Annotated in this window: 18 protein-coding genes, 1 tRNA gene and 1 pseudogene; 12 read left to right on the plus strand and 8 right to left on the minus strand. The window is 70.3% G+C overall.

The window, feature by feature from the left end; translation table 11 throughout:
* Positions 1–30 precede the first annotated feature (30 nt).
* Positions 31–282 carry a DivIVA domain-containing protein gene (locus STROP_RS08010; RefSeq protein WP_018830474.1) on the minus strand — a complete coding sequence of 84 codons (252 nt, stop codon included), beginning with the start codon at positions 280–282 and terminating at the stop codon, positions 31–33.
* Positions 283–724: 442 nt separating this feature from the next.
* On the opposite strand from STROP_RS08010, the gene STROP_RS08015 reads away from it, so the two are divergent.
* The 3 genes from STROP_RS08015 (at position 725) to STROP_RS08025 (ending at position 2,952) form a co-directional block, all read left to right on the plus strand.
* The gene (locus STROP_RS08015) at positions 725–1,585 is read left to right on the plus strand and encodes a helix-turn-helix domain-containing protein (RefSeq protein ID WP_011905485.1); all 861 of its coding nucleotides are present in this window, start codon (positions 725–727) and stop codon (positions 1,583–1,585) included.
* The gene (locus tag STROP_RS08020) at positions 1,585–1,800 is read left to right on the plus strand and encodes a DUF397 domain-containing protein (protein WP_011905486.1); all 216 of its coding nucleotides are present in this window, start codon (positions 1,585–1,587) and stop codon (positions 1,798–1,800) included. Before STROP_RS08015 ends, STROP_RS08020 begins: the two co-directional genes overlap by 1 nt.
* A 72-nt stretch (positions 1,801–1,872) precedes the next feature.
* Positions 1,873–2,952: a sporulation protein gene (locus STROP_RS08025; RefSeq protein WP_187151591.1), complete on the plus strand. Its 1,080-nt coding sequence runs from the start codon at positions 1,873–1,875 to the stop codon at positions 2,950–2,952.
* A gap of 80 nt (positions 2,953–3,032) precedes the next feature.
* Here STROP_RS08025 and STROP_RS08030 read toward each other — a convergent pair whose 3' ends face one another.
* Positions 3,033–3,371 carry a hypothetical protein gene (locus tag STROP_RS08030; protein WP_080516577.1) on the minus strand — a complete coding sequence of 113 codons (339 nt, stop codon included), beginning with the start codon at positions 3,369–3,371 and terminating at the stop codon, positions 3,033–3,035.
* 275 nt (positions 3,372–3,646) lie between these two features.
* On the opposite strand from STROP_RS08030, the gene STROP_RS08035 reads away from it, so the two are divergent.
* Positions 3,647–4,054, plus strand: coding sequence for a hypothetical protein (locus tag STROP_RS08035; RefSeq protein ID WP_011905489.1), 408 nt, complete (start codon positions 3,647–3,649; stop codon positions 4,052–4,054).
* Positions 4,055–4,162: 108 nt separating this feature from the next.
* On the opposite strand, the gene STROP_RS08040 is transcribed toward STROP_RS08035, so the two are convergent.
* Both STROP_RS08040 and STROP_RS08045 read right to left on the minus strand, forming a co-directional pair.
* Positions 4,163–6,427 carry a HelD family protein gene (locus tag STROP_RS08040; protein WP_026275060.1) on the minus strand — a complete coding sequence of 755 codons (2,265 nt, stop codon included), beginning with the start codon at positions 6,425–6,427 and terminating at the stop codon, positions 4,163–4,165.
* Positions 6,428–6,676: 249 nt separating this feature from the next.
* Positions 6,677–7,771, minus strand: coding sequence for a LolA family protein (locus STROP_RS08045; protein ID WP_026275061.1), 1,095 nt, complete (start codon positions 7,769–7,771; stop codon positions 6,677–6,679).
* A gap of 95 nt (positions 7,772–7,866) precedes the next feature.
* On the opposite strand from STROP_RS08045, the gene STROP_RS08050 reads away from it, so the two are divergent.
* Together STROP_RS08050 and STROP_RS08055 are read left to right on the plus strand one after the other, a co-directional pair.
* Positions 7,867–8,526, plus strand: coding sequence for a response regulator transcription factor (locus STROP_RS08050; protein WP_011905492.1), 660 nt, complete (start codon positions 7,867–7,869; stop codon positions 8,524–8,526).
* 113 nt (positions 8,527–8,639) lie between these two features.
* On the plus strand, positions 8,640–9,968 hold the full coding sequence (locus tag STROP_RS08055; protein WP_026275062.1) for a sensor histidine kinase: 1,329 nt from the start codon (positions 8,640–8,642) through the stop codon (positions 9,966–9,968).
* Between the two features lie 11 nt (positions 9,969–9,979).
* On the opposite strand, the gene STROP_RS08060 is transcribed toward STROP_RS08055, so the two are convergent.
* Positions 9,980–11,668 carry a hypothetical protein gene (locus tag STROP_RS08060; protein WP_011905494.1) on the minus strand — a complete coding sequence of 563 codons (1,689 nt, stop codon included), beginning with the start codon at positions 11,666–11,668 and terminating at the stop codon, positions 9,980–9,982.
* Positions 11,669–11,935: 267 nt separating this feature from the next.
* Between STROP_RS08060 and STROP_RS24710 the strand changes: the two genes are divergently transcribed.
* On the plus strand, positions 11,936–12,910 hold the full coding sequence (locus STROP_RS24710) for a hypothetical protein (protein WP_187151614.1): 975 nt from the start codon (positions 11,936–11,938) through the stop codon (positions 12,908–12,910).
* Here the strand turns inward: STROP_RS24710 and STROP_RS08070 are convergent.
* Complete coding sequence (locus STROP_RS08070) at positions 12,794–13,846, minus strand: helix-turn-helix transcriptional regulator (protein ID WP_029125773.1); 1,053 nt, start codon at positions 13,844–13,846, stop codon at positions 12,794–12,796. The two genes, STROP_RS24710 and STROP_RS08070, sit on opposite strands and share 117 nt — an antisense overlap.
* Positions 13,847–14,021: 175 nt before the next feature.
* Between STROP_RS08070 and STROP_RS08075 the strand changes: the two genes are divergently transcribed.
* Positions 14,022–14,798: a RhlG family 3-oxoacyl-ACP reductase gene (locus tag STROP_RS08075; protein WP_020678837.1), complete on the plus strand. Its 777-nt coding sequence runs from the start codon at positions 14,022–14,024 to the stop codon at positions 14,796–14,798.
* A gap of 118 nt (positions 14,799–14,916) precedes the next feature.
* On the opposite strand, the gene STROP_RS08080 is transcribed toward STROP_RS08075, so the two are convergent.
* Complete coding sequence (locus STROP_RS08080) at positions 14,917–15,348, minus strand: SsgA family sporulation/cell division regulator (protein ID WP_011905498.1); 432 nt, start codon at positions 15,346–15,348, stop codon at positions 14,917–14,919.
* A gap of 291 nt (positions 15,349–15,639) precedes the next feature.
* Here STROP_RS08080 and STROP_RS08085 point away from each other — a divergent pair, with 291 nt between their 5' ends.
* The gene (locus STROP_RS08085; RefSeq protein WP_026275064.1) at positions 15,640–16,200 is read left to right on the plus strand and encodes a TIGR02611 family protein; all 561 of its coding nucleotides are present in this window, start codon (positions 15,640–15,642) and stop codon (positions 16,198–16,200) included.
* Between the two features lie 51 nt (positions 16,201–16,251).
* Positions 16,252–16,323: transfer RNA gene (locus STROP_RS08090), tRNA-Val, on the plus strand.
* 608 nt (positions 16,324–16,931) lie between these two features.
* On the opposite strand, the pseudogene STROP_RS23835 reads toward STROP_RS08090, so the two are convergent.
* Positions 16,932–17,507, minus strand: a pseudogene (locus STROP_RS23835) (XRE family transcriptional regulator); the annotation flags it as partial.
* Positions 17,508–17,927: 420 nt separating this feature from the next.
* Between STROP_RS23835 and STROP_RS08100 the strand changes: the two are divergent.
* A complete protein-coding gene (locus STROP_RS08100; RefSeq protein WP_011905501.1) occupies positions 17,928–18,917 on the plus strand; it encodes a hypothetical protein in 990 nt (329 codons plus the stop codon).
* Between the two features lie 438 nt (positions 18,918–19,355).
* On the plus strand, positions 19,356–20,165 hold the full coding sequence (locus STROP_RS08105; RefSeq protein WP_230582491.1) for an isocitrate lyase/PEP mutase family protein: 810 nt from the start codon (positions 19,356–19,358) through the stop codon (positions 20,163–20,165).
* The last annotated feature ends 410 nt before the right edge of the window (positions 20,166–20,575 follow it).

The raw sequence follows: 20,575 nt of genomic DNA on the forward strand, positions 1-20,575 counted from the left end.
CCCCGGCCGGCGCGGGCCAACCCTGGCCGGTCAGGGCGTGCGTCGTCGGGCCTGGGCGCTCTGCCAGTCCCGCAGCGCCCGCTTGATTCGGGTGTTCTCGTCGTGGAGCCGAGCCACCTCCTGACGCAACGTGGCCAGTTCGTGCGCGACTCGGTGCAGGAAGTGTCGTACCTCCTGGGGGTCCAGACCACGCCGGCCGAGGCCCACCGTGGAGAAGTTTCGTTCGCGGACGAGGCGCGGGTGGAGCTGCTCGGTGCCGCCGTAGACGGTGCCGTGACGCATCGATTGGTTCCCTTCGTGGGTGTTGGAAGGGGCGGCCCCGGCCGGGGAGGGAGAGTTCCGGCCAGGGCCGCCCCGCCCGACGACCGCAGCCCTCCTCGGCGGTACGGCCACCGGGCTGCCGGTGGGTGGTGTCAGTTCGTGGTGAGGCAGGGTCGCGGGGACCCGCCTTTCCGTGATAGGTATTCGTCAAGTCGGTCGGAGCCGGAATGCGCGCTTGTCGCGGCTCCATGTTGAGACCCGACGAGGGCCGGTATGCGTCTGCCAAACGCCAGGCCGTCCCTCGTCACCTTCTCGGCTGTTGGCACAGCCGCGGTTACCGTGCTTGCACCGGGCGTCCCCGGGGGTCGGTGATCACCCTCACCCGAAGGCCACATTTCCAGTCGGCTCGAACTGGAGCAATGGTTCCTTCGCGGGCCTTGTCGAATTTCCGAGAGGTGAGAGCATGCCGCACAAGCCGTTTATCCGGACTCTCCGCGCGCAGTGGCTCGGTCAGCAGCTACGAGCCCTACGTGAGGAACGGGGGATGACGTTGAAGCTCGTCGCCGAGCACCTGCAACGGGACATGTCTGCGCTCGGTCGCTACGAGCGTGCGGACTGGCCGATCCGGAAGGGCGACGTCATCGCGCTGCTCGATCTTTACGGCTTCCACAACGCAGCCGAACGCGCCCGGCTGCTGTCGCTGGCCGAGGAGGTCTGGCGAACTGACCGCTGGGATGAGGACTACGGCGATGTGGTCGACTCCTCGTTCATCGAGTACCCATGGTTGGAGGGCCGCGCCGAGAGTCTGTGCTGCTTTCACATGACGTTGGTGCCAGGGCTGCTCCAGACGCGTGCCTATGCGGAGGCGGTGATCCGAAGTGCAGCGGAGCCGGGGGCTCCGGAGGCGACGATCCTTCGGTGGGTCGAACTGCGGATGTCCCGTCAGGAGGTACTCGCCAAGCAGTGCCCCATCAAGATCTCTACAGTGATTGACGAGTCGGTACTCCGACGTCGAGTGGGTGGCGCGGAGGTGTTGCGATATCAGCTACAACATCTTGTGAAGCTTCAGCAGCTACCGCAGGTCGGAATTCAGATCATGTCCTCCTCGACGGCACTCCATCAGGGACTCGACGGAACGTTCTGGATATTTCACCTTCCTGATCCATACCCGGCCGTCGCCTACACGGAATCCTTGGGCGGCCGGCTCTACCTGGAGTCGCCGAAAGCCGAGCGCTTCCTTCGTGCGTACGATCAGGTGTCAAGGGTCGCGCTCAACGTGAATGAGTCGACCGAGTTGATGGCGAGCATTGCAGAGGAGCTGTAATGGGCGAGAGTCTGCCAGAGGTCGCTTGGCATATCAGCACGAAGAGTGACAGTAACGGTGGCAGCTGCGTCGAGGCGGGGCCGTTGCTCGACGGGTCGGGTCGGGTGGCGGTGCGGCACAGTAAGGCCCCCGAGGCTGCCACGATCATCTATACGGCCGAGGAGTGGGCGGCGTTCGTGGGCGGCGTGCGTGACGGTGAGTTCGACTTCATCTAGTTGTCCTGGCCATGCCGGCCCGGGGATGTGGTTGCCGGGGCCGGGTAGCGTCCACAGCGACGGGAGCGTCCGGTGGAGGTGGCGGCCGACCCGGCGCTGGTGGGAGACTTACAGCGGCTTCTCGACAGCATCCGGTACGGTGCACACCGTCACCGTCGGCTCCAGGAGAGTGCGACACCAGACCCAGCGGGAGTTCCGATGGTCTTCAAGAAAATGTTGAGCGCGTTAGGCGTAGGCGGACCCAGCGTGGACACCGTCCTTACGAACCCCAACACCCGGCCCGGCCTGGCCCTCGACGGCCAGGTCAACCTGATCGGCGGGGACTCGCCGGCGGCCATCGAGCAGATTGTCGTCGGCCTGGTCACCCGAGTCGAGATCGAGGGTCACGACACCGAGTACGCGGGGCTCATGGAGTTCCAGCGGATGCCGGTCTCCGGGGCGCTGCAACTGGCTCCCAAGCAGCAGCTGTCGATCCCGTTCCAGCTGCCGGTCCCGTGGGAGACCCCGATCACCGATGTGTACGGCCAGCGCCTGCACGGGATGACGATGGGTCTGCGGACCGAGTTGGCGATCGCCCGCGCCGTGGACAAGAGCGACCTGGACCAGGTCAACGTGCACCCGCTACCGGTGCACGAGCGCATCCTGGAGGCGTTCAACCGGCTTGGCTTCCGGTTCAAGAACGCCGACCTGGAGCGTGGTTCGCTCTACGGGGTGCAGCAGACGTTGCCGTTCTACCAGGAGATCGAGTTCTTCGCGTCCCCGCAGTACGCGCAGACGATCACTGAGGTGGAGCTGACGTTCGTCACCAACCCGCAGGGTGTGGACGTGATCCTGGAGTGCGACAAGCGCGGCGGTTTCTTCACCTCCGGGCAGGATGTCTTCGGTCGCTACCAGGTCGCCCACCAGGACGCCGACCGGGTGGACTGGGTGCAGGTGGTCGACGGGTGGCTGCGCGAGACGACCTCCCGCTACGGCAGCCTGCGGGCGCAGGGCTTCGGCGTCCCGCACCAGCACGGCGGCCAGCGGGGGATGGGCATGGGCGGCATGATCGCCGGCGCTGCCCTCGGCGTGGCCGGCGGCATGATCGCTGGTGAGATGATCGAGGACGCGATCGAAGGGGACTTCGCCGAGGACTTCGGCTTCGAGGAGTAAATCAGGCTTCGAGCAGTCATCCAGGCAGAGGGTGCCCTCCGGGAGGCAGATCCCGGAGGGCACCCTTTCGCCGCTACCGGTTAACGCCGGGCCAGGCCCCGCTCACCAGTGAGACGCCGGTCCGAGCCGGCCTTCGCCAACCCCCGACTGATGAGGTACGCGGCGGTCAGGGCGGAGAGGAACCACCACGCCAAGGTCGGATCGTTGATGTTCAACCCGTTGGCGGCCGACCCACGCCAGAAGGCGGAGATCACCACCAGGGCGACCGCGCCGGCGTAAATCCAGAACTCGGTGGTCAGGAACGAGCTCTTCGTCTCCGTGTCCGGAGCCGACATCTGCTCCCGGTGCCCGTTGTCCATCGCCCGCATCGGCCGGGTCGGGGCGTCCTGCAAGCGGTCCCGGTTCTGGACTTCCTGCATGCGCTCCCGGCTCTGGGCTTCCGCAGGGGGCCGGTTCTTCGGCCTCGTGGACGCAGCCTCTGTGCTCATCTGCTCCTCCTCGGATTTGATGAGTACCTGAGATCCCTCGCCCCGCTACCGCGTCTCGGCCACGGCACGGTTCGTGGCGGGGGCATCCTGGGTCTACCCGACCGGCCGGGGGCAGTAACCCCCGCCTCGGCCGCGCCCACGAGTTTGGGCGGCCTGGGGGGCGGGTACCCAACGAGACTTCCGACGAGTCTGCGAGGTGATGCAACGTGCGTACCGACGACACCCGGAACGAGGTTGCCCGGCGGGCCGAGGAGCGGATCGCCGGCGACCAGTACGGCGAGGGCGTCCTGGCCGAGGTGACCGTGCCGCAGACCGACGTACAGCGGGTCATCCAGGACGAGGACCCGGGCGACCCGGCGCACAGCCGGATCGACCCGCAGGTGCTGCGCGACGGTGGTCCGACCCGGGGCCAGGGCGCGGTCACGACGACCGGCGGGACCGCCGGCCCGGCCAGTGTTCGCCGAGTGGCCCGCCAACCGGAACGGCACCGGGGCAGGGTCGCCCCGACCACGACGGGGGACGCCACCACCGGCGGCCTGAGCACCCCGACCGCCGGCTCCACCAGCGACGCGGCCGGTCCGGGCGTGCACGTCGCGAACCTCTCCGACGACTGACGGCACGCACCGTTCGGACGGCCCGCACCGACCCGACGGCCTGGCCCGGTTCGGGCCAGGCCGTTGGTTGGCGTACCCGGTCATCGGCCGGGACCGGGCGCGGGGCGGTCAGGAGGTGGGGCGGAGCACCGTCAGGCGTTGGGTGGCGCGGGTCAGAGCGACATACAGGTCGTTACGCCCGCGGGGAGACTCTGCGACGATCCCATCGGGGTCAACCACCAGGACCGCGTCGAACTCCAGCCCCTTGGCCTGGGCGACGGTGAGCAGGACGGTGCGGCCCTTCAGGTCGGGCTGGTCACCGACGGTGGCCTCCGGAATGGCATCCGCCAGGGCGGGACCCAGGTCGGCGACGCGGGCGGCCGGCACGATCACCCCGAGACGGCCGTCGGTGAGGGTCGCCGCCGTAGCGGTCGCCGCGTCCACCAGCTCCGCCGCCAGCCGCTCCGGCGCCACCGACCGGTCGATCGGCGGCACACCGGTGGACCGTACCGACCGGGGCGGGCGCAGAGTCGGGTCGATCTGGGCGAGCACCTCCGCGGCGACCGCCATGATCTCGGCGGGTGTGCGGTAGCTGACCGCCAGCTCCGTCAACCGCCAGCGCCGTGCCACGTACGGCTCGAGCACCTCGGCCCAGGACGCGGTGCCCGCCAGCGCCCCGGTTTGCGCCACATCACCGACGATGGTCATCGACCGGCTGGGGCAGCGGCGCATCAGTAGCCGCCAGGCCATCGGCGACAACTCCTGCGCCTCATCCACGATGATGTGGCCGAACGCCCAGCTCCGGTCGGCGGCGGCCCGCTGCGCGGTGGTCAACCGATCCCCCTCCTCCTGCCGCTCCACCATCCGGTCGGCGTCGAGCAGGTCGGTGACGCCGAGGATCTCACCACCGTCCGCCTCGTCCTCCACGTCGATCGACCGGGACCCCCGGGCGATCTCCAGCACCCCCTCGGCGTACTCCCGCTGAAGGGTCCGCAGCCGCTCTCGACGGGCCGCGGCGGCACGGTCGTCCTCGCCGAGTAGCTCGGCCGCCTCGTCCAACAGCGGCACGTCGGCCGGTGTCCAACCACTCGGCTGGCGGTGCAGCAGGGCCTGCTCGGCCTCGGTCAGCATGGGCGCGGCGGTGGCGATTCGCGCCGGGTCGGCGTACAGGTCGGCGAGCAACTGCTGCGGGGTGAGCAGCGGCCACAGGTGGTCCAGCGTCGCCCGTACCTCCGGGTCGTCCCGCAGCTCCCGACGGATCTCGGCGAGGTCGGCCTCCTCGAGCAGGTTCTCCCCACCCAGTGGGTCCGCGCCGATGCGCTCGGCGACCTGCGCGGCGAGAGCGTGCACGAGTTCGACATCGAAGACTGCTCGGGCGAGGTTGTGCGGCCTGCCGGACCGGCGGGCCCGGTCCCGGGCGGCCCGGACGGTCTCCGGGTGCAGCACCAGGATCTCCCGCTGCGGCTGCTCGATCTCCAGTGGCTCGTCTGGCACCCACTGCCGGTCCCGGACCGCGGCGGCGAGGACCTCCACCAGCACCGCGCGACCCTTCAGCGCGGCGGCCTCGGCCCCCTCGGTACGCCGCGCGGTGACCCCGGGAAAGAGGTCGGCCTGGGTACGCAGCAGCACCCCGGTCTCGGCGAGGGCGGGCAGCACCTGGGAGATGTAGCGCAGGAAGGTCGCATTCGGCCCGACCAGCAGCACGCCCCGGGTGGCAAGTTCACGCCGGTGCGTGTAGAGCAGGTAGGCCGCCCGGTGCAGCGCTACGGCGGTCTTGCCGGTGCCCGGACCGCCCTGCACCACCAGCGTGCCCGGCAGCTCGGCGCGGATGACCGTGTCCTGCTCGGCCTGGATGGTCTCGACGATGTCCCGCATCCGGCCGGTGCGGCCGGCGGTCAGGGCCGCGAGTAGCGCCGCCTCGCCGGTCAGCTCCTCGTGGGCGGTGGGGGAGGCGGCGGCAATGTCGAGCACCTCGTCGTTGAGGCCGGTCACCTTGCGTTGCCGGGTCCGCAGGTGCCGTCGTCGGTGGACGCCCTGCGGGTTGGCGGCGGTGGCGAGGTAGAAGGCGCGCGCCGCCGGGGCTCGCCAGTCGATCAGCAGCGGGTCGTAGTCGCCGTCGGAGTCGAAGATGCCGATCCGGCCGATGTAGTGCCGGCCGCCGTCGTCGGTGTCCAGCCGGCCGAAGCACAGGCCCTGCTCGACCGCCGAGTACTGCTCCACCTGCTCGCCGTACATGCGTACGGCGCTGTCGCGTTGGGAGCGGGCCTGGAGGGTGCCACCTGTCGCCCGGAGCTGTTCGGCCAGCCGGTGGGTGGCCTGTTCCCGCAGCGCGTCCAGCCGGCCGTAGAGCATCGAGACGTACTCCTGCTCCTGGCCGATCTCGTCGTCGTGTATCGGCGAATCGCCGGGACCGCCGGAGTGCTGTACAACGCCGGAGTTGCTTGACAAGCCATCTCGCAATTCGCTACCCTTGCCCGAAGGAACGGCTTGCATGCCGTTCTTTTTTTGTTCCCTGAACTGGTCAGGATACCGGGCGGCGCGACCGCCGGGGTGCCCATGGTGATACGCCCGGCTGGGCCGAGCGTGGGCAACGCCCCCGGGGACCGCGCACCGCGCGGGCCCCGGGGGCGTTGGCGACAAACGTCAGCCCCGGGCCACCTCGTACAGTCGCTCCGGGGAGACCGCCCCCACGATCAGCCGGCCGTCGTCGGTGAGTAGCGCCGTCACCAGATCGGTGCGGAACAGTCGACCGCTGCCCCAGTCACCCTGGACCGCCGGCAACTGACCGGCGAGCAGGTCCAGGTCGGGCGCATCCTCGGCGGCAGCGGTGGGACGCTCCACCTCGTCGATCTTCGCGACCAGGACCGTGGTCCAGCCCGTGCCGACGGTACGCAGATCGGGGTGCCCGCCGTCGTTGGTCGGTCCCGGCTGCTCGGACTGCTCGGGATGCTCCCAGCCGCCCTTCTTCTCGGTGACCTGAACATCCGGTGGCGGGTTGAAGGTGAACTGGTCGGCATCCGGCCGGGCATAGTCGATCTGGGTGAACGCCAGCTCGAACGCCGGGCGATCCCCACCCGCGGCGAAGACCTCGAACCGCAGCGGCAGGTGCGCGGTCGCGTCGATGGCGATCCGGACCTGGTGCACCAGGGAGGCGGCGTCCCGGGGCGTGAGCACCAGCTCATACGCGTCCCGCCCGGCGACCGTCGCCGACCGACCGACACTCACCTCGGTCGTGGGATCAACTGCGGCGAGGGCCTGCGCGGCGGCCTCCTGCGGCGTCGCCGGCATCTCCGCCGGGTTCGCAGCCTCCTTGCCCTCCGGCAGCACCCGGTGGGTTGCCGTGTTCGTTCGGCTGTTCCACAGCCACACGTCCCGTCCGTTGCGGATGAAATCCCGCTGCCCGAGCGTGTCAACGAGCGCGATCCGCTGCTGGTCCGGCCCGGAGTGCCAGACCCGCAACGTGTGGGAGCCGGTCAGCAGGCTGGCCGGACCATCCGCGGCGACCAGGCCGGCGATCGGGGGCAGGCCGAGGTCGGCCCGCTGCACAACGGTGCCGGAGAGACCCTCGAAGCGGGCGGTCTGGAGATCGACCAAAAGCTGGGCGGCGGATCGGGGCGGCAGGCTCGGCTCGGCTTCGGCGGCGAAGCGGCCCAGCGCGGCGCCGCCGCCGATGACGGTCACGACGGCGGCCACCGGAACCAGCCACCGTAAGGCGGGACGGCTTGTCAGAACGGACATCGGGCACCTCCTACCGACCATCCTGCCGAACGCACCCTGTGCGGACGCTGAGGACGGCGTTTCCGGCGCGCCCAGGCCGGTGGCACTCTTGACCCGTGCGACTGCTGGTGGTGGAGGACGAGGCGCGGCTGGCGGCCGCACTGCATCGTGGGCTCCAGGCCGAAGGCTTCGTGGTGGATGTGGCCTCGACCGGGCCGGCCGGCCTGGATGCGGCCCGGCACGGCGACTACGACGCGATGGTCCTCGACGTGATGTTGCCCGGCCTCTCCGGCTACGAGGTGGTCCGCCGGCTGCGGGCCGAGCGGCGCTGGCTGCCGGTGCTCATGCTCTCGGCCAAGGACGGCGAGTACGACCAGGCCGACGGGCTGGACTGCGGGGCCGACGACTATCTCACCAAGCCCTTCTCGTACGTGGTGCTGCTGGCCCGGCTGCGCGCCCTGCTGCGCCGCGGTGCACCGGAGCGACCGGCGGTGCTGACCGTGGGGGACCTGCGGCTGGACCCGGCCCGGCGGCGGGTGACCCGAGACGGCGCCGAGGTGGCGCTGACCGCCCGGGAGTACGCCCTGCTCGACTACCTGATGCGCCGCCCCGGCACGGTGGTCTCCAAAATCGAACTCCTCGACCACGTCTGGGACGCCAACATCGAGACCGCTCCGAACGCGGTGGAGGTGTACGTGGGATACCTGCGCCGCAAGCTCGGCCGGGACCGCCTGGAGACCGTCCGCGGGGCCGGCTACCGCCTCGTCACCTCATGACCGAACCCGCCGCGCCTGCCGATCGTTCCCACCCCGACACGGGCCCCCCACCCCGCACGGCCGGCCGGGCGCGCGGACGGCGCTGGACCCCCCTTGGCCTCCGCGGACAGCTGATGGTGATCGGCGTGCTCGGCGTGTCGGCGGGGCTCGTCGTCGGCGGTCTGGTGCTGCTGGCCGTGCTCAACTGGACTCTGCACCGCAACGTCGACACGGAGGCGCTGCGCACCGCCGACGCCATCGCGCTGCTGGCCGCCGAAGACGCCCTGCCCGACCCCCTGCCCGTCGCCGGCAGCCAGGTGCGGGTTCAGGTGATCGACGCGCGGGGACGGGTCCGTGCCGCCTCCATCGACGCCGACCGGCTGGTGCCGATGGTCCGGCCGGAACAGGTCGACCGCACCGCCCGCGCCGGCATCACCGTGCCGGGGCAACGAATGGGGCTGACCGGGCCGATGCGGGTGGTGGCCGTCCCGGCCGGCGTCGACGGCGACCCGCTCACCGTGCTGGTCGCCCGCTCGCTGCTGGACGTGCGGCAGAGTATCCACGTCGTCCAAACTGTCCTGCTGGTGAGCTTCCCGCCGCTGGTGGGTCTCCTCGCCCTCGTGGCCTGGCGGGCCGTTGGCGCGACGCTACGCCCGGTGGAGGCGCTGCGCCGGGGCGCCGAGGAGATCACCGGTCGGGACGGGCGCGGCCAGCTACCCGTACCAGCGTCACAGGACGAGATCCACCGGCTCGCGGTGACCCTTAACGACATGCTGGATCGGCTGCGCGCCAGCCGGGACCGGGAGCGGGCGTTCGTCGCCGACGCCGCGCACGAACTGCGTAGCCCGCTGACCAATCTGCGGACCGAGCTCGAGGTCGCGCAGCGGCTGGGGGACCGGACCGACTGGGGAGCCATCTCGGTGGACCTGCTGGCCGACACCGAACGGCTCGGCCGGCTTGTCGACGACCTGCTGCTGCTCGCCCGCCTTGACGAGGCCCCACCCGCCCGCGGCACCGGGCCGGTCGCCCTGGGCGCCCTGCTGACCGAGGTGGCCGCTCGCCACCCGGCGACGAGTGTCCAGGTGGCACCCTCGGCGGCGCCGCTCTGGGCGGTCGGCGACCTGGACGAACTGCGCCGGGTGCTGGTCAACCTGGTCGACAACGCGGTACGGCACGCCCGCAGTCGGGTGCTGCTCAGCGTCGAGCCGGACGGGCCCGCGTACCACCGGGTGACGGTGACCGATGACGGGCCCGGCATCCCGGCGGTGGACCGGGAACGGGTTTTCGGCCGGTTCACCCGGCTGGACGTCGCGCGCGACCGGGACGCCGGTGGCGCCGGCCTGGGGCTCGCCATCGTGCGCGAGTTGGTCCGGCGCGCCGGCGGTTCTGTCGACCTCGACGACGCCGACCCGCCACCGGGCCTGCGCGTGCGGGTAACCCTGCCCGCGCTGCCCACCGAGTAGCGGACGCGGCGTCAACCGCGCTCGGTGCAGACATCCCCGGAGCGGGCGATCGTCTCCGTCGACCACACCACCGCCACGGCGAAGCAGTAGTCGACGCCACCATTGAGCCCGTGCACGACGAATTCGGTGCTGCCGGCGGGCAGGTTGGCGAAAACGGCCTGCGACTCGCCGGGCTGGCCCCCCGAGACCACCACCGGGCCCTCTCCTCCCTCCGGGTAGGTCCAGCTCAGGGCGACGTTGTCCCGGTTGTCGGTCAGGGTCAGCTCACCGGGCGGAGTGCCGGGAGTGGTCGCCGGTGTGGTCGGAGCCCCGGTTACCGGGTCCGCCGCCGGCGGCGGTGTCGATCCGTCGAACCGGGATACCCCGGCGATCACCGCGGCTGTCCCCAGCAGCACCACCACCCCACCCACCACGAGTGGCAGCCGGTGACGGGGCGGCCGTGTGGCGCGCGGCACCGGCACCGGCAACAGCCGCGACGGCTGATCCGGCGGCGCGTCGGGCAACTCGTGGGGTTCGACCCGGCGGACCCCGTCGGCCTCCTCCAGGCGGGTCAGGGGAAGCACCGCGGGGGGTACGGCGGCACCCCAGTGTTCGGTCGACGACTCGGGCTGCCACGGGTCGTGCTCGCCCCCGCTGATCGGTGAATCCGGCGTGAAGGGCTCGGGTGGTCGGTGGACTGCGGCGCCGTCCACCGGTAGCCGGGGCGTCGGGACCGTCGGCGGCGGTGAGTATCCGGCCGTCGGATGCTCCTCGGCCACCGGCCGGGCCGGCTCCGGCGGACGGTACAGGTCGGCGGGTTTGTACCCGGGCTGCGACGGATGCTGAGGCCCGGCCTCATCCAGTGGCGCGTCGTCGGGTAGTAGCTCGTCGTCGGGAAGCGATCCGTGGTGGGGTAGCAGCCCGTCGTCGGGTAGCAGGCGGTCCTCGGGGAGCGGCCCCTCTCCCGGCGGGGGCGTCCGAGCGGCCGGCACGATCGGGGCCTCCCGCCCGTCTGCGGCACGGCCGCCACAGCGGTGCTCCGGATCAGCCGCCGCCCGGCCCAGCGCGGCCACCTGCCCCGCCAGTGGGTCCTCCTCGGCCAGGTGCTGGCGGCACAACTCCTCGGCCAGCGCCAGGCTCTCCTGCGCCGAAGCGAACAACCCGCAGTCGCGCTGCATCGCGCCGAGTCGGGCGAGCATCTTGATGCCGCTGGGATGCCCGTCGCCGTACACCTCGCGGTGCAGCTCCCACGCGTCGGCGAGCCGGTCGCGGGCCACCCGGCACTGTCCGCGGGCGTACTCCAGCGTGGCCAGATCGGCGTGCGCGGCGAGAACGCGAAGCGCCTCCGGGCCGTCCAGGGCGGTCAGCTCGATAATCACCTCCTGGTAGATCCGGGCTGCCCGGGACCAACTACCGACCCGGTGCAACACCGCGGCCAGGGTGGCGGCTGCCGTGACGGTCCGTTCGTCCGAGCGGCCGTGCAGGTGGTTGCTGGCTGCGTACGCGTAGGCGGCCCAACCTCGCGCGGCCTGCGGATCGCCGAGCCCCACCAGCACCCTCGCCTGTAGGCTCGCCAACTCGGCCAACTCGGCGCTGGCCTTGGTAGGCCGTGGGTCGGCGTCGGTCAGCGCGTCGGAGAGGAGCCGCTGGGCGCCGGCGAGGTCGCCGGTAGCCACCAGATGATGCGCGTGGTCAGTCAGGTCACCGAAGCCGGAAGGCACGCCCCATCGTGCTTAACCAGCGACGGTATGTACAAGACCCGCGCCGGTCGGGTTTCCTGAAGATCGCCAAGTCCTAGGTCAAACAGTGGATCGGTGCGCACCCTCCGACGTGTGGGGTGCCCCATCGCTCACCCACTCGTCCGGACCGGCACGAACCCGAGCACCGGAAGGGTCGTGGTCGGCGCGGGCCTGCGGCCACGGCGGTTGACCGCTTTTGGTGGCCCCGCCGCCCCCGGCCCATCCCGGTGCGGTAGAACCGATGACGTGATGGACGGGGTGGTACGGGAACTGCTCGGCCGGCAGCTCGAAGCGTGGTTGTCCCGGGCGGTTGCGCGGGGGCGGCCCAGTGTCGTGGCGCTCGCGTACGGTCCAGGGGCCCTACTCGCGGCCACCGACTCCGCCGAAGCGGTGCTCGGCGTGCTCGCCGAACACGCCAGCCAGCTTCGCGGGCGGCAGCTCACCGTGCTGGTGCTCGCTGACGGAAGCGAGGAACTCCCCGCCCGACTGGGCGCGATGGAGGCGACCCTGCCGGCCGAGACAGCCGTACACCTGGTGCCCGGCGGGCCCGCCCGGCTGCCGGTCGCGGTGAAGGCGGCCGGTGCCACGGGGGCGCCACTGCTGTCGTACCTGGACGGGGCCGGCGCCACCGACCCCGCCGTGTTGGCTGCCAGCGCCGCCGGCCGTCCCGCCGAACTCCTGCTGGTCACCGAGGCGGTGCCTCCGCCTGCTGCCTCCACAGCTGCCGGTGTTCCGCCTACTGCCTCATCGTCTGCTACCCCGGCGTCCGCTGGCCTGTCGAGCTCGGTGCGGGCCAGGCTCGCCGACGCCGGCTTCCCGCTCACCACCCAGGTCGACCTGGTCCCGGTGGACGGGTCACCCGCGCGGCGGCTCGCCTTCGGCACCGGCCACGACCGGAGCCTGGAGGCGTTCAAGGAAAACCTGTGGGCGGCGGACGACGACACCCTGGTCCGCTACCGGGACCCCGCCGACCCGGCCGGGCAGCTGCTCGACATCGCACCCGAGCCCGAATCGCTACGCCAGGAACTCCTCGCCGAGCTGGCCCGCTCCGGCCCCCGCACCGTCACCGAGCTGCGCCGACACGCTCTGACCGCGACCGCGTACCGGTCAGTCGACGTGCAGCGGGCGCTCACCGGGCTGCTGCGATGCGGCGCCGCTGTTCGCGACCCCGAGCACGGCCGACTCGGCGGTGACGTGGTCATCGCTGTGGCCCGGCATCTGTGACTGACCGTCGTCGGCGTCGGCGGGTGGGCGCGGGCGTACCAGGGACGGAGCGTCCCGGGCGGGCAGGGTGGGTGCCGAGTCCGGTTCGGTCGGCGTCGAGTGGTCGGCGGGGTGCTCCCAAGCGGCGCGGTACGCTCCCGGACTGACCCCGACCTCCCGGGTGAAGAACCGGCCGAAGTTGGTCGGCTCGGAGAAACCGAGCCGCTGGCCTACTCGCGCCACCGGTTCGTCGGTCGCCGCGAGGAGGCGGCGGGCCTGCAACGCCACCCGCTCGTCCACCACCTGCTTCGCGCTGCGCCCGGTGACCGCCAGGCAGGCGCGGGTCAGGGTACGAACGGAGCAGCCCAATTGGTCGGCGTAGTCCTCCACCCGTCGGCTGCGCTGGTAGCCCTGCTCCAACTCCCGGCAGAGCAGTCGGAACGTGTTGGTCTCGGTGCGCGACGCCGACCGCGGCGCGGGCTGAGACCCCCGGCCGGAGTCCACCAGCAGGGCCAGCCGTAGCAGCAGCGCCGCCAGCTGGTGGCGGAACAGTGCGGCGGGCGCCCCGCGATGCCGCTCGCAGTCCGCCGCGAGCTGATGGACCCCGGTGCTGATGGTCGCCCCGTCCGCACCGGTCAGCTCAAGCCAGGCCGGGGCCGCCTCGGGGGCAACGTCGAATCCGTGCAGCGCCGTCGACGTCCAGTGCACCACGATCGCACCAAGGCTGGATGGTCCACACCGAAGCACCTGGCCGGCCCGGACCCGCAGCAGTGTGCCCGGGCGGCAGGACAGGGTGTGGAAGTCCACCTCGGCGCGGCCATGCCCCGCGGTGACCAGGATGAGCAGGTCCCTCTCCACCAGGATCGGACGCAGCCACACCGGATCGGCCACCAGGTCACCGAAGCCGAGCGCCGCGCTGACGGCGGCGTCCCGAAAGTGATGAACAGGAGAGAACATCACCTGTGACGGTAGCCCCGTACGCCGATTCCCGCATCCCAGCGGGCACGTATCGAGGGAGTCTCGGTATGGGAGCTGCCCCCACTCGCCGAGCGGTGCCGGCGTCAGGGGTTGTGAGGGTTGAGCGAGGCGATTACGTTACCGAGCGGTAGGGGAGTACAGCGAGGGGATGGGCATGACGGATCTTTTCTCGGTTTCCGGCAAGACCGTCCTGGTCACCGGCGGCTCGCGCGGGATCGGCCGGATGATTGCCGAGGGTTTCGTCCGGGCCGGCGCCAAGGTGATCATCGCTGCCCGGAAGGCGGACGTCTGCACCGCGGTCGCCGGCGAACTGTCGACGCTGGGCGAGTGCACGGCGGTCCCCGTCGACCTCAGCAGCGACGCCGGCGCCGAGGCGCTCGCCGCCGCCGTACGAGAGCGGCACGACCGACTCGACGTACTGGTCAACAACGCGGGTGCCACCTGGGGTGCGCCACTGGAGGCCTATCCAGAGAGCGCGTTCGACAAACTCTGGGCGGTCAACGTCAAGGCCGTCTTCCGGCTCACCACCGCCCTGCTGCCCGTACTGCGTGCGGCGGGCACCGCGGACGAGCCCGCCCGCGTCATCAACATCGGCTCGGTGGACGGGATCCGGGTCCCCTGGATGGAGGTCTACGCGTACTCCGCCACGAAGGCCGCCGTGCACATGCTGACTCGCAGCCTCGCCCACCAACTCGCCACCGAACACATCACCGTCAACGCGATCGCCCCGGGCCCGTTCGAGAGCAAGATGATGGCGTTCGCGCTGGATGACCCCGCCTCCCGGGCAGCCATCGAGAAGCAGGTGCCGCTGGGCCGCATCGGCCGGCCGGAGGACATGGCGGGCACCGCGATCTACCTGTCGTCGCGGGCCGGCGCGTACCTGACCGGCGCGGTTATCCCCGTTGACGGCGGCATCACCACCCACGGCTGAGCCGGGCGCATCCGCGGCGCACCGCTTCGCGTACCGACCGGGGTAGCCGGGGTCGCGCGGACTCGGCAGCTCCGCGCGGCCCCGGCTGACCAGTCACCAGACTCCAGCCCCTTCGATCTCAGCGTCCGGCGAGCAGCCGGTTCACCGCCGTGTCGACGTCCAGGTGCTCGGCCTCCCGGCCGCGCGCGACGACGACGTAGGTCCGCCGCAGGAAGCGCACCAAGACGCTCCGCGGCACCTCAAACAGGGCGTTGCCATCTGGGGACGACAACGCCAGGGCGACGAAGTCCCCGCGCGGGGTGGCCCAGGGCCAGACCCGCACATCGCCGATGCCGGCCGGCTCATCGAGGCCGGTCACCAGCAGTTCCCGTGCGAACGACCAGCTGACCGCCTCGCCACCAGCCGATTCCGCATGGAACAGGACGTGGACGGCATACGGGTCAGCAGGGTCGTAGCGCAGACTGGCGCGCACCGGCAAGGCCGTGGCGTCAGGTGCGACGAGCCTTAGCGACGTCTCGACCTCTACGGTCGTCGGTCGGATGACACTCATGGACGTTCTCCCCCCGGCACCGCTGCGGGACGCGCGTGTCCCGCTTTTCCCATACTCAGGTGCTGCCCCTAGCTACGCTCCGCCATACGCTGACTTCACCCAGTGGTGGGAAGGTCTTCGGAGTGTCCTCCAGAATGTGAAAGTTCCTGTAGGATTTCCGGTTCTGCCCGTCCGCGGTGCCGATCGGCATCAGGTGCTTCAGTCGTCGACTACTCCGGTAACGTCCAGTCCACGGTCGCAGTGACGGGCGCGCGCCACACTGGGGGAGGAAAAGTGACGGAGCGATCCTCAGTGGATCGAGCCACGCCGCTGGGCCAACTGATCATCGCGACCCAGACGGCCGAACGGCGGGGGTGCGGGGTGTCGAACGAACAGCGGAGTAAGCCGGGCCGAACCGGCTCGGAGGCGGGCGCGCCGGCAGCGGGGGCGGCGCTCGTCCCCGCCCAGCGAGAACGGTCGCGGTGGCGCCAGCGAATCTCGACCACCCTCGCGCTGATTCGCGCCAACCCCACCGGCCGACTTGCCCTCAAGGTCTTTGTTGCGATCACTGGCGCCATCATCGTGACCGTCGGAATCGCGCTGATCCCACTGCCGGGCCCCGGCTGGTTGCTGGTGATCGCCGGCCTCGGGGTCTGGGCGGTGGAGTTCCACTGGGCGCGGCGGCTACTCACCTTCACCCGCCGGCACGTCTACAACTGGACCGAATGGGTTAAGCGTCAGTCACTCTCGGTGCGGTTTGTCATCGGCTCGGTCGGGCTCGTCTTTGTGTCGACCGTCGTGTGGCTGTCGCTCAAGTACAGCGTCGGCATCGACGTGGTGGCCTGGGTCCTGGGTCACCTGAGGCCGCGTTGAGGGCTCGGTTTGGGTCGGCATCGGCGATCAGGTAGAGTCATCCGAGCCAACGGGCGATTAGCTCAGCGGGAGAGCGCTTCGTTCACACCGAAGAGGTCACTGGTTCGATCCCAGTATCGCCCACCCAGCTCAAAGGCCACCTCCCATCGAGGGAGGTGGCCTTTCTGCTGCCCATACAGCAGCGAAGTACAGCAACGGCGGTAATTCTCTCGCGAAATGCGGTGCACATGACAGGGACACTCACGGTCGAGGAACTTCGTCAGGTGTGCACGATGTTGCTGGACGCCGTGCAGGAGCGGTTCGGTTCGGAGATTGATCTGTCAGTCCTCGACGTCGACCAGTACTGGAATGTGGACCTACCTTCTGCCTTCAATATCCGGGAGGACCCGGCCTCTGGAACTGACGTCGGGCAGAGCAGTGACGACGTGGCGGAGCTGCGTGATCTGTTGCGCGGTCCGGCGGACGACGAGCCGGTGCTCTGGCACGACCTGCAACATCTTGCCGGGGTGCTGCGGTTGCTGGCCTATCTCGATCTGCCTGCCGTTGAGGCAGACGAACGCTGAGCCCGGCGCCGGCTCGGGGCCGTGGTAGATCAACCTTCTAGGGGGTCGCCGAGGGCGTTTCAGGGCGTCGCGGGTCGCGGTGGAGGTGGCCTGGGTGTAGATCTCCATCGCTACGGAGAAGCGGGCGTGCCGGAGGATCTGCATGGCGACTCGCGGGTGGACGTCGAGTTGCGCGCCGGAGGCGCAGGCCCGTTCGGGTTGCCCCTGGTGGGCGTGGATGTTGGCGAGTAGGGCGAGGTTGAAGGCTTTGCCGCGTACGAAGCGATCGTTCATGCGTAGGGATCGGGCGGCGAAGCGTTCGGCGTGGGTGTTGCGGCCGAGGGCGTGGAAGCAGTGTCCGGACTTGGCGGACAGGTACGCCTCGTCGAAGTAGCTGAGCCATTGCGGGTCGGTGCTGCGGTCGGCTCGGTCGAGGGCTTGTTCTGCCTGGCGTTGTGCAGGGCGGTGGCGCTGGCTCATTCGTCGTTGGCTTTGGCCAGGGCGTGGGCTTGGATGACGTGTGCTGCGGCGGTCAGGGCGGGAAGTCCGGCGCGGTGGGCGGTCTGGCCGGCGGCTCGGGCGGGGTCGAGGCCGGCGGCGGTGTAGCCGAGGTAGGGGGCCTGGTGGCTATGCCGTGTTGGGCGGTGTCGTACGCCGGCCAGCCGGCCAGCCGGCGAGTTGGGCGAGTTCGGCGGCGGCGCTGAGCAGCTGTTGACCAGTGGGGTGGTCGAAGCGGCCGTCGGTGAGCAGCGGGGTCACCTCTTGGCTGTGGCTGGAGGGCTACGAGCTGGACGGCTCGGGCAATGCGGTGCGCCGTCGCCAGTTGTACGTCAGATACGACGGGATCGGTCGGCATCAGTAGACTGGGGTGTGCACTGGAACCAACGCTGACCATGTGGCCGTTGGTGCCCCCTTTTGTGCTTGGGTGGCAGTGACGGCGAGAACGTCGTGGGCACCGTCGCCGCAAATGTGCCCGATTCCAGGCCTCGCAGGGGGCATGGCTCCACCCGCCGAAACCGGCCAGCGATCCGCGTTTTAAGGTCGTCCAGACCTGCCCCGCACCCGAAAGATCATGTGTTCGATGCCTGATCCGTGTCTGCGGTCCTAGCTGCGCAAACGCCGCCGACGGAAGTGCGGCTGGAATACTAACGTCAAGGTATGCCCAACTCCAGGTCTCGCTGGTCGATGCCGCCGCAGGCTGTTTCGGCGCCCTCCGACATCTTGACATTCGTCCTCTCCGGAGTGGTAGCTGTGCTGCTCACTCGGGCGTATCTTCACGCGACCGGCTTCCCGCGATTCGACGCTGGAAGCCTACGCATCGCGCACGTGCTCTGGGGTGGTCTGTTGCTGACCGTAGGCTTTGGTGTCGTGCTGGTATTCCTCGGCAGCAGGGCGCGCTTCTTCGGCGCGATCCTCGGCGGGATCGGGTTCGGGCTCTTCATCGACCAGGTCGGCAAATTCGTCACCGCCCAGGCCGACTACTTCTACGCACCGGCGGCCGGCATCATCTACGCGGCGTTCGCCCTACTCCTCATCATCACCCAGGCGCTCCGGGAACGGACCCGGTTGTCCTGCACCGAACGGACGGCGAACGCCCTGGACACGGTGATCGGGGGCCTCGACAAGGGGTTGTCCGATCGGCGTAGACGCGCGGTACTGCGGCTGGTCCGCGACTGTGGTCCGGACGTGACGGAGGCGGTGGCCCGGCTGCTGGAGACCGTACCCCGGAGGGAGCCAGCCCGAGCCCCACTCCGGCGACCGTGGGCACGACGTGCCCGGCAGGCGATGGCCTGGGTGGTCAGCCGTCGGTGGGTAGTCGGCTTGGTGGTGGTCTACCTGCTCGGCGAGCCGCTCGTCGTCGTGGCGCGGGTCGGGGTGGATACAGTCGTTGGAGATCTACCGAACCATCAGGAATGGGGTGCGGTGCTAGGGGTCGCGTCCTCCGCGCTGGCCACTGTGGTGCTCAGCATCCGCGGGGCGCTGCTGCTGCCCCGCGACGAGGTGGGGGCCTTCCGGCTGTTTAGGCTCGCGCTTCTGGTGGACCTGTTGTTCGGTCAGGTCTTCAGCTTTACCGTTCACCAGTTCGGGGCGCTCGTTGGGCTCGCCATCGACCTATTCCTACTTGCGGTGGTTACCGTCAAGTATCGCGAGCTGCGCCGGAATGCATCGGCGTGAAACCTGAGGCGGTAGCAGCGATTGAGGAGCGCCCGAGCCAACGGTCCGGCCATACTCGACCAGACGAGTCAGGCGACCAGCAGCGGAACCGTGTGCCCCGATAGACGCCCGGGTTGGAGGTCACCACCACGCCACGCAACAGCCGCGCCTCGTACGCAGTGCGCCGAGTCCCCGCGGCCTGGCTCCGACACACCACACCAGGCGGGCTGGTTCGACCGGGCGCGGCAGGCTTTGCGTCGAGTGCGCGGTGGATCATGGTGAGTCACCTGTCAGTCATGATCTTGACGCCTCATGGTGACTCCGCCTAACTTGGCCTATCTTCCGGTGCAGGTCAGACGCGTGACCGCCGTTCCGCCCCAGGTCCGGGAAACGGCTGGAATGACGGCGTGGTCCGATACCCGCCAGACCCGCTGCCCGATTGGCGGTTTGCTTAGGTCCATGACCAACTCGCACCAGGATCAAGCCGTGCACTTCCGCTCCCTACACCGCCCCGGTCAACCGCTGGTGCTGCCCAACGCCTGGGACGCCGCGAGCGCCCGGCTGATCGAGGAGGCCGGCGCAGCCGCCATCGCAACTACCAGCGCCGGGGTGGCCTGGAGCGTAGGCGCGGGCGATGGCGAGACGATGGGCCGGGACCGCGCACTCGACCTGATCGCCCGCGTAGCGTCCACGGTCAGTGTGCCGGTCACGGCTGATATCGAAGGCGGGTACGCGGAGGACCCCGACGGGGTCGCCGAGACGATCCGCAGGGTGCTCGATGCCGGAGCGGTAGGGGTCAACCTGGAAGACGGTCCGCGGCCGCCCGCCGAACACGTCGAACGGATCGGGGCCGCGCGGAAGGCCGCCGGTTCGGCGCTGTTCGTCAACGCCCGGATCGACACCTACCTGCTGTCCATCGGAGATCCCGCCACCCGGCTGCGGGACACGCTGGACCGGGCGGCGGCCTACATCGCCGCCGGCGCGGACGGCATCTTCGTGCCCGGCGTGGCCGACGCCGAAACGATAGCGGCGCTCGCCGCCGAGCTCACCGTGCCGCTGAACGTCATGGCCGGGCCGGGCTCACCCTCGATCAGTGAACTCGCCGGCCTGGGTGTCACGAGGGTCAGCCTCGGCCCGGCGATCGCCCTGGCCGCGTACGCGACGGCGCGGCACGCCGCCCGCGAGTTGCTGACCGCTGGGACCTACCAGGCCCTCGACGGCTCACTGGGCTTCGCGGAGACCGACGCGCTGATGGCTGCGCCGGCCTGATGGGTGACGAACTGAGTGACACCGGAAGCGTCCGGCAGTGGACATCCATGGACTGGCGGACCGTTCCCGCAGGTCAGCTCCGGCGTGTGAGCACGTCGGCGCTCTCTGATCGTTCGTTCGGGACGAAGAGTCGCCTGTCGCAGCGGCACGCGTAACAGCCGCCCCTAGACTCGGGCGTCGCGGACTTCGCCGTAGGACGCCAAGTCGCTGGGTTGTCCTCCTCCGCTCTGGGGCGACGATCGAACTGGTAACGGCCGTCGGTGAGCAGCGGAGTCACCCCCTGGTGGAGGTAGCGGGCGACGGTATCGCGGGCATGTCCACCGCCGTACTGGTGGTCCAACTGGCGGTACGTGGCGGTCATGGCGCGGATGGTGTCGATCTCACCGACGACCGCCACCAAGGACAGCCCG

The sequence above is a fragment of the Salinispora tropica CNB-440 genome (genome assembly GCF_000016425.1).
Lineage (GTDB): Bacteria > Actinomycetota > Actinomycetes > Mycobacteriales > Micromonosporaceae > Micromonospora > Micromonospora tropica.